We start from the raw sequence: 6844 nt of genomic DNA, 5'->3' as shown, positions 1-6844 counted from the left end.
CGCGTTGCAGAGGGGGGAGAGAAAACCCCTGCATTTTCAGGGTGTCTGAGCACCCCTTTAATTTTTACGCAGAGTAAAATAAATACCCCGAGCAATGTTTGATGGCAGTCACGTTTCGATGAATCTGCCCGGCCATTTTTCAAATATCGTCTACTTTTTGTGAAGAAAGATGAAAATTTGCCCGGCCTAACCCCAGAAACGGGTGGGAACATTACCCGTTTCGAGGATTAATTACGAGCTTAAAAAGAATTAGATTATCCCTAGCGGTGCGCTAAACCTAGATGAAGGATCAGAGTTCGATGTGAAACAAACGTGAGAAGTTGGCGGTGGTCGCTTGCGCCAGATTTTCCAGGCTGACGCCCTTCAATACGGCCAGGTATTGTGCAACATCACGCACATAGGCAGGTTGGTTTTCTTTGCCGCGATGGGGAACGGGTGCCAGATATGGCGAGTCGGTTTCTACCAGCATGCGATCCAAGGGCACATAGCGGGCCACCTCGCGCAGCGGTTCGGCGTTACGGAAAGTAACAATGCCGGAGAACGAGATATAGAAACCCAGATCGAGCAAGGCTTTCGCCGTCGGCAAATCTTCGGTGAAGCAATGCAGCACGCCGCCACAATCCTGGGCGTTCTCTTCACGCAGAATGGCCAGCGTGTCCTCACGCGCATCACGCGTATGCACAATCACCGGCTTGTTGAGATCCCGGCCAATACGAATATGTTGGCGGAACGACTCTTGCTGTAACGGGATATTGTCTTGCTGATAGAAGTAATCCAGCCCGGTTTCCCCCAGGGCAACCACCTGCTCTGCAGCTGCCAGACTACGCAGTTCGGCATAATCGTAACCCCCTTCAAGATTCAACGGATGAACGCCACAGGAGAAGGCGACATCGTTACGTTGACCGATCAGTTGGGTCATCGCCTTATAACCCGGCAACGTGGTGGCAACCGCCAACACAAAACCCACATCCTGCGCTTTGGCTTTCACCAGGGCATCGTCCACGCTGTGGTGTAAGGTGGCAAAATCCAGGCTGTCGAGGTGGCAGTGAGAATCTACTAATAACATGATAATTAACTCTTTTACAACGAATGAGGGAGTGAGTAACCGGTAGCGCCGAGCATCTGCTCCCAACCGAGTAACTGTTCTGTCAGCAACAGTTCGCGATTAACGCCAACCACGCTGAGTAACTGATGGCGGCAGCTAAGCCACTGCTGCATGATTTGCTGGAGCGAAACGCTGCTCAAACGGCTGGCTAACTGCTGGACCAGCGGCAGTTGATCCTGGTTCAGCGCATAGCTCGCCGCACCTTGCTGGTATTTCATCGCATCCATCAGCAACGCGCATAGCCAGTGTAGCCGGTCCGCCACGTCGTCATGGTTCAGTGCTGGCAACAAGGCCAACATATCGCACTGCGGCAGAGCGGTGTTCAAAGCGTTGCACAGTGCGGCGCGCTGTTGCCAGCGAGCCGGTTGCAGCAACTGTTCAGCAGCCAGGGGAGCGCCGTCATGCAAACGTAATGCGGTCAAACGATCGACCGGATTTCCCGCGCCCTGGCGGTTCAGCCATTGCAGGCTAAGCTGCTCATCCGGGCTGGCCAGATGCCAGTAGAAACAGCGGCTACGCAGCGTCGCCAGCAGGCGTGAGGGCTCACGACAACCTAGCAGGAAGTAGGTATTAGCCGGAGGCTCTTCCAGGGTTTTCAGCAAGGCGTTGGCGGCAGCTTCGGTCAACAGCTCTGCCTGCGACAACCACACCACCTTGGCTCCCCCCTGCTGGGCATGGGAATAGAGGATCTCAATCACCTGCCGGATAGGTTCGATGCCCAAGCTGCTTTTGCCCTTTTCCGGGGCCAGCACGTGGTAGTCTGGGTGATTGCCTGCCAGCATCAACCGACAGCTGTGGCACTCACCGCAGCTCTTTTCACCATTGCGCTTTTGGCAGATCAGCCAACGGCTCAGGGCATAGAGTAGCTCAGCATCGCCGTTGCCCACCGCCGCATGCAGCAGTAATGCATGATGGCCACGCCCTGCCGCATACTGCCCCACCAAATGACGATAGGGAACGTTAAGCCACGGGTACCAGTTCATTATGCCCCTTCCTGCTGTTGCAGCCACTGTACGACCACCTGGCGAATATCGGCGGTGACCTGTTCCAACGTTTGTGCCGCATCTATAGTAACGATGCTCGCATCCTGTGACGCCAGTTCAAGATAGCGCGCGCGAGTACGTTCAAAGAACGGCAGCGCTTCTTGCTCAATACGATCCAACTCTCCGCGCGCCCGTGCCCTTTGCAGGCCCACCGACGGCGGTAAGTCGAGATACAGGGTCAGATCGGGACGGAAGTCACCCAGTACCGTATCACGCAGCGAGCTCATCAAGCGTGGGTCGATTCCCCGGCCACCGCCCTGATAGGCTTGTGCGGAAAGGTCGTGACGATCGCCAACCACCCAGGCCCCCCGAGCCAATGCCGGTTGGATCACGGTTTCCACCAGTTGCACGCGTGCGGCATATATCATCAGCAGTTCTGCTTTGATGGTCGGCAAATCGCCCTCTGCGCCGCATTTAAACAGCTCGCGCAGTTTCTCCGCCAGTGGCGTACCACCCGGTTCGCGGGTAAACACAATATCGTTAATACCCTGCTCGTTGAGCACGCTAACTACGGTATTGCGCGCGGTGGTTTTACCCGCGCCTTCCAACCCTTCAATCACGACAAAGTTACTTTTCATTCTTTTCCTTTTGTACCTGCCGATAGACACGCACCGCCGCATTGTGGCTAGCCAGGTTGGTGGTGAACGTATGCCCACCCTTGCCGTCGGCAACAAAGTACAAATAGTCGGTTTTAGCCGGATTGCCGGCAGCTTCCAGCGAAGCACGGCTCGGCATGGCGATCGGCGTTGGCGGCAGCCCACTGATCACATAGGTGTTATAGGGCGTTGCCGTCTCCAGATCCTTACGGGTGATGTTACCGGTGTAACTGTCGCCCATGCCGTAGATCACCGTGGGATCGGTTTGCAGACGCATGCCCAGACGCAGGCGATTGATAAACACCGAAGCAACCTTGGTGCGTTCCTCCGCTACGGCAGTTTCCTTCTCGACGATCGAGGCCATCGTCAGCAACTCTTCCGGCGTTTTATACGGCAAGCTGGTGTCTCGCTCATGCCAAACGTCCTGCAATGCTTTGTACATCCGCAACTGCGAGCGCTTTAACAATGCCACATCGGTGGTTCCCGCCGTATAGAGATAGGTGTCTGGATACAGACGCCCTTCCAGCACCCCACCTTCCGGCAGCCCCAGCGCCTTGGCAATTTCCGCCTCGCTTTTACCTGCCAGGGTATGTTTGACATATTTGGACTCTTGCAGCACCTGCAGCCAATCTTTCAGACGCGAACCTTCGATAAAGCGCGCGCTGAACTGGGCTTCTTTGCCGCTCGCCAACAGCTTCAGCATCTGACGCACCGTCATCCCTGGGGTTAAACGGTAGGTGCCAGCCTTGAATTCAGCCAGTTCCGGCTCCAGGCGCAGTAACCACGGGAACCAGCGGCCATTGTGGATCAGCTTGTCGCGTACCAGCAGTCCTTCCAGCGCCACACGGCCAGTGCCTGCGGGCAGTTTGAAGTAGGTTTCCTGCCCAATCGCCAGCGGAGTCTCGGCAAAACGTTCAATCCGCTGATGCCCCCAATACAGTGAAGCCAACGCCAGGAGCAGCAGCAGTACAACAATCTTGAGCTTTTTTCTCTTCATCAATCAGCCATCATTAACAGTGTGGTCGCAAAAAATCATACAGTTGGCGCGAAGCGTAGCGCCATGATTGAGCCCTATTCACCGGCAGCAACGGCATCAGCGCGTTGCATATCAATACTTCCTGCGCATCGGCCAGCGTCTCTAGTGGTTCACTGACGTAATGCAGTAGATACTCGCTGCCCACCAGTAGTTCAATCACTCGGCGGCGCATTACACCGGCGACACCAGCCTGATCCAGTTTTGGCGTAAAGACGCTTTTTCCTTTGCGCCAGAATAAATTAGCCGCACAGCATTCCACCAGCATACCCGCAGTGTCAAGCACCAGCGCCTCATGGGCAGCGTCCTGGTCAAGATATGCGCGGATCAACACCTGCTCCAGGCGGTTAAGGTGTTTCAAACCAGCCAGTAGTGGATTACGTGCCAGCGCAACCGGGCTGAGCGCCAGACTGATCCCTTCTTCACGCCATGACAGGTAATGCGTGGGATAGGTGCTGCGTGCAACGATCCGTGTAGGAGCAGCGCAGCCTTGCGGGCTGTAGCCTCGTCCGCCGCTGCCTCTGGTCAGTATCGCTTTGACCACGCCAAGGGAGAGAGATCCTGCCGCATGGCGCATCTCAAGTTCCAATGCAGCCCAGTCCACCGCGGGCAGTAACAACCTCTGCGCCGCCTGCTGCATGCGCTCAAAATGCCAGGGGAAAAGATCGATGTTGCCCTCCACCACCCTGGCGGTGGTAAAGCAGCCATCGCCAAACTGCAAACCGCGATCGCTGGCTGCCAGAGCGTCATGTTGTTGTCCATTGATCCAGTACATGCGGTTTCCTCACGGTGGTTGCACTACAACAGCATAACAGGCGCATACTACGATAAACGGCCTGGCCGCATAAAAAAAGCCCGGTCAAAATGCACCGGGCCTTTATCAACTTAAGTTGGCAATAATTATACGCGACGGAAAATCAGCGAGCCATTAGTGCCACCGAAGCCGAAGGAGTTACACAGCGTGAACTCCATATCTTTGGTCTGGCGCGCTTCGTGTGGTACGAAGTCCAGATCGCAACCTTCATCCGGATTATCCAGATTAATGGTAGGTGGAACCGCCTGATCGCGCAGAGCCAACACGGTAAAGATCGACTCAATCGCCCCAGCGGCACCCAGCAGGTGGCCGGTCATCGATTTAGTGGAGCTGACCATCACCCGGTTGGCATCGCTGCCAAATACGGATTTCACCGCTTGGGTTTCGGCTTTATCACCAGCCGGCGTCGAGGTGCCATGCGCGTTGATATAACCAATCTGTGACGTTGTCACACCTGCATCACGCAGCGCGTTTTCCATCGCCAAGGCTGCACCGGCACCGTTTTCCGGTGGCGATGTCATGTGGTAGGCATCGCTGCTCATACCAAACCCGACAATTTCGGCGTAAATTTTCGCACCGCGACGTTTGGCGTGTTCGTACTCTTCCAGCACCATCATCCCCGCACCATCGCCCAGGACAAAACCATCACGGTCTTTATCCCAGGGGCGGCTTGCAGCCTGTGGATTGTCATTGCGGGTTGAGAGCGCACGAGCCGCCCCAAAGCCGCCGACACCCAGAGGGGTACTGGCTTTTTCTGCGCCACCGGCCAGCATCACATCGGCATCATTGTAAGCAATGATACGTGCGGCATGGCCGATGTTATGGACACCTGAGGTACAGGCGGTAGCGATGGAAATACTTGGGCCACGCATGCCGTACATAATGGTCAGGTGACCGGCAATCATGTTCACAATGGTCGAAGGCACAAAAAACGGACTGATTTTCCGTGGGCCACCGTTAACCAGTGAGCTATGGTTCTCTTCAATCAACCCCAGGCCGCCGATACCGGAACCGATAGCGGCACCAATACGATTGGCGTTCGCCTCGTTGATATCCAGCCCGGCATCCTGCATGGCTTGCATGCCGGCGACGATGCCGTATTGAATGAAGGCATCCATCTTGCGCGCATCTTTGCGCGAGATGAAATCTTCACAGTTAAAATTCTTTACCAAGCCAGCAAAGCGCGTTGCATAGGCAGTAGTATCGAAATGGTCGATCAGGCTGATGCCACTCTGACCGGCAAGAAGAGCATTCCATGTGGACTCTACCGTATTGCCGACAGGAGACAACATGCCCAGTCCGGTCACAACTACTCGACGCTTAGACACGTTTGTCCTCCAAGGAGGGAAAATATGACGCTAGGGATAGAAAAAACTTAGGCGGTCGAGTGACCGCCTAGATATGTTCGCTTACTGCTGGCTAGCGTTGATGAAATCAATAGCTGCTTGCACAGTAGTGATTTTCTCAGCTTCTTCGTCTGGAATTTCAGTGTCGAATTCTTCTTCCAGAGCCATTACCAGCTCAACGGTGTCAAGAGAATCAGCGCCCAGGTCTTCAACGAAAGAAGCGTTGTTCAATACTTCTTCCTGCTTAACACCCAGTTGCTCAACAATGATTTTCTTAACGCGTTCTTCGATAGTGCTCATACTCTTAAATTTCCTATCAAAACTCGCTTTCGCGATGGTTTTCGTAGTGTATAAAATGTTGAAAAAGATGCAACTAAATCCCGGCTGGTCCAACCACGATTTTACGCTATTTTGCGGTTTTTACCTCAAATAACGCAAATAGTTTTCACATTTTTTAAATCATATACATGCCGCCATTGACATGTAACGTTTCACCGGTGATGTAGCTGGCCTCGTCAGAGGCTAAAAATGCAACAGCGCTGGCGATTTCTTTTGCTTCCCCAAGCCGGCTAGCCGGAACCTGAGTCAAAATGCCTGCGCGTTGATCTTCTGTCAACGCCCGTGTCATGTCCGTCTCAATAAAGCCAGGAGCCACGACGTTGACCGTAATGCCACGTGAAGCGATCTCACGTGCCAAAGACTTACTAAAACCAATCAGACCGGCTTTAGCCGCCGCGTAGTTAGCCTGCCCTGCATTCCCCATGGTGCCAACAACGGAACCGATAGAGATGATACGGCCAAACCGCTTTTTCATCATAGCTCGCATTACCGCTTTTGACAGACGGAATACGGAAGTCAGATTGGTGTCCAGGATATCCTGCCACTCATCATCCTTCATTCGCATCAG

Annotated in this window: 9 protein-coding genes; all 9 read right to left on the bottom strand. The window is 54.3% G+C overall.

Translation table 11 applies throughout. From position 1 onward, the window contains the following. Positions 1–212: hypothetical protein (locus ACLQ7H_RS23215; RefSeq protein ID WP_411754699.1), on the bottom strand; the 212-nt coding region annotated here is incomplete at its 3' end. Positions 213–289: 77 nt separating this feature from the next. Beyond that, positions 290–1066: a metal-dependent hydrolase gene (locus ACLQ7H_RS23210; RefSeq protein ID WP_411754698.1), complete on the bottom strand. Its 777-nt coding sequence runs from the start codon at positions 1064–1066 to the stop codon at positions 290–292. 14 nt (positions 1067–1080) lie between these two features. Further along, positions 1081–2088, bottom strand: coding sequence for a DNA polymerase III subunit delta' (gene holB, locus ACLQ7H_RS23205; protein ID WP_411754697.1), 1008 nt, complete (start codon positions 2086–2088; stop codon positions 1081–1083). Next, positions 2088–2726: a dTMP kinase gene (gene tmk, locus ACLQ7H_RS23200; RefSeq protein WP_411754696.1), complete on the bottom strand. Its 639-nt coding sequence runs from the start codon at positions 2724–2726 to the stop codon at positions 2088–2090. The genes holB and tmk overlap by 1 nt, the downstream gene beginning before the upstream one ends. Further along, entirely contained in the window at positions 2716–3741 is a 1026-nt protein-coding gene (gene mltG, locus ACLQ7H_RS23195) for an endolytic transglycosylase MltG (protein ID WP_411754695.1), read from the bottom strand. The genes tmk and mltG overlap by 11 nt, the downstream gene beginning before the upstream one ends. Before the next feature lie 13 nt (positions 3742–3754). Beyond that, positions 3755–4552, bottom strand: a complete 798-nt coding sequence (gene pabC / locus ACLQ7H_RS23190) for an aminodeoxychorismate lyase (protein ID WP_411754694.1) — start codon at positions 4550–4552, stop codon at positions 3755–3757. A 125-nt stretch (positions 4553–4677) separates the two neighbouring features. Beyond that, positions 4678–5919, bottom strand: coding sequence for a beta-ketoacyl-ACP synthase II (gene fabF / locus ACLQ7H_RS23185; protein ID WP_411754693.1), 1242 nt, complete (start codon positions 5917–5919; stop codon positions 4678–4680). Between the two features lie 81 nt (positions 5920–6000). Further along, complete coding sequence (gene acpP / locus ACLQ7H_RS23180; protein ID WP_004719003.1) at positions 6001–6237, bottom strand: acyl carrier protein; 237 nt, start codon at positions 6235–6237, stop codon at positions 6001–6003. A gap of 154 nt (positions 6238–6391) precedes the next feature. Further along, a partial coding sequence (locus ACLQ7H_RS23175) for a 3-oxoacyl-ACP reductase family protein (protein ID WP_411754692.1) occupies positions 6392–6844 on the bottom strand: 453 nt, incomplete at its 5' end.

It is taken from the genome of Serratia sp. (in: enterobacteria) (assembly GCF_046715635.1).
Taxonomy (GTDB): domain Bacteria; phylum Pseudomonadota; class Gammaproteobacteria; order Enterobacterales; family Enterobacteriaceae; genus Chania.
The sequence above is the reverse complement of the archived record's forward strand: the minus strand, read 5'-3'. Positions and strand labels throughout refer to the sequence as shown.

Excerpts from the sequence above, each read along its gene's own strand:
- ACLQ7H_RS23210 (WP_411754698.1), bottom strand. The coding sequence starts at position 1,066 with ATGTTATTAGTAGATTCTCACTGCCACCTCGACAGCCTGGATTTTGCC.
- holB (WP_411754697.1), bottom strand. The coding sequence starts at position 2,088 with ATGAACTGGTACCCGTGGCTTAACGTTCCCTATCGTCATTTGGTGGGG.
- mltG (WP_411754695.1), bottom strand. The coding sequence starts at position 3,741 with ATGAAGAGAAAAAAGCTCAAGATTGTTGTACTGCTGCTGCTCCTGGCG.
- tmk (WP_411754696.1), bottom strand. The coding sequence starts at position 2,726 with ATGAAAAGTAACTTTGTCGTGATTGAAGGGTTGGAAGGCGCGGGTAAA.
- acpP (WP_004719003.1), bottom strand. The coding sequence starts at position 6,237 with ATGAGCACTATCGAAGAACGCGTTAAGAAAATCATTGTTGAGCAACTG.
- pabC (WP_411754694.1), bottom strand. The coding sequence starts at position 4,552 with ATGTACTGGATCAATGGACAACAACATGACGCTCTGGCAGCCAGCGAT.